Here is a 1,060-nt window from a genome sequence, read left to right as displayed (position 1 = left end):
GTAGGGGTCGTGGGGGTCCATGAACAGCTCGACCGGGTCGTAGCCGGGTTTGCGGTGGATCTCGACGAGTTGCGCGAAGTCGGGGGCGCGGTCGTCGTCGAGCCAGTAGTAGGTGAACCAGGCGTCGGGTTCGGCGACGGCGACGAGTTCGCCGGCGCGGGGGTGGTCGAGGCGGTGGGCCTTCTTGCCCTCGTCGTCGAGGAGTTGCTCGATGCCCGGCAGTCCGTCGAGGGCGGCTCGGGTGGCGTCGAGGTCCTCGGGGCGCCGGACGTACACGTGGGCGATCTGGTGGTCGGCGACCGCGAAGGCGCGGGAGGTCATCGGGTCGAGGTACTCCATGCCGTCCTGGGTGTGCACCTCGAGCAGGCCGGCGCGGCGCAGGGCGCGGTTGATGTCCACGGGCCGGCTGACGGGGGTGATGCCGTACTCGGAGAGCGCGACGACGGTGCGTCCCTCGGCGCGGGCGTCGTCGAGGAGCGGGGCCATCGCCGTGTCGAGGTCGGCCGCGGCCTTCTGGGAGCGCGGGTCGTCGGGGCCGTAGCGCTGGAGGTCGTAGTCGAGGTGGGGGAGGTAGCAGAGTGTCAGGTCGGGGTGCCGGGTCGCCATGATGTGTCGGGTGGCGTCGATGATCCACTGGCTGGAGACCAGGTCGGCGCCGGGTCCCCAGAAGTGGAAGAGGGGGAAGGTGCCGAGCTTCTCGGTGAGTTCGTCGTGCAGGGCCGGGGGCCTGGTGTAGCAGTCGGGTTCCTTGCGGCCGTCGGCGTAGTAGACGGGGCGGGGGGTGACGGTGATGTCGGTGTCGGCGCCCATGGCGTACCACCAGCAGATGTTGGCGACGGTGTAGCCGGGGTGGGCGCGGCGGGCGGCGTCCCAGAGTTTGTCGCCGGTGACGAGTCCGTTGTGCTGGCGCCAGAGCAGGACGTCGCCGAGTTCGCGGAAGTACCAGCCGTTGCCGACGATGCCGTGCTCGCTGGGCATCGTGCCGGTGAGGAAGGTGGACTGGGCGGCGCAGGTGACGGCGGGCAGGACGGTGCCCAGGGGTGCGCGGGAGCCGGACCGG

1 protein-coding gene is annotated in these 1,060 nt (G+C 71.1%); it reads right to left on the bottom strand.

The features are described 5' to 3' along the window. Nucleotides 1–1,060: alkaline phosphatase family protein (locus IE142_RS34770; protein ID WP_191889405.1), on the bottom strand; the 1,060-nt coding region annotated here is incomplete at both ends.

The organism is Streptomyces mutabilis (assembly GCF_014649815.1).
GTDB classification, from domain to species: Bacteria; Actinomycetota; Actinomycetes; order Streptomycetales; family Streptomycetaceae; genus Streptomyces; species Streptomyces mutabilis.
The sequence above is the reverse complement of the archived record's forward strand: the minus strand, read 5'-3'. Positions and strand labels throughout refer to the sequence as shown.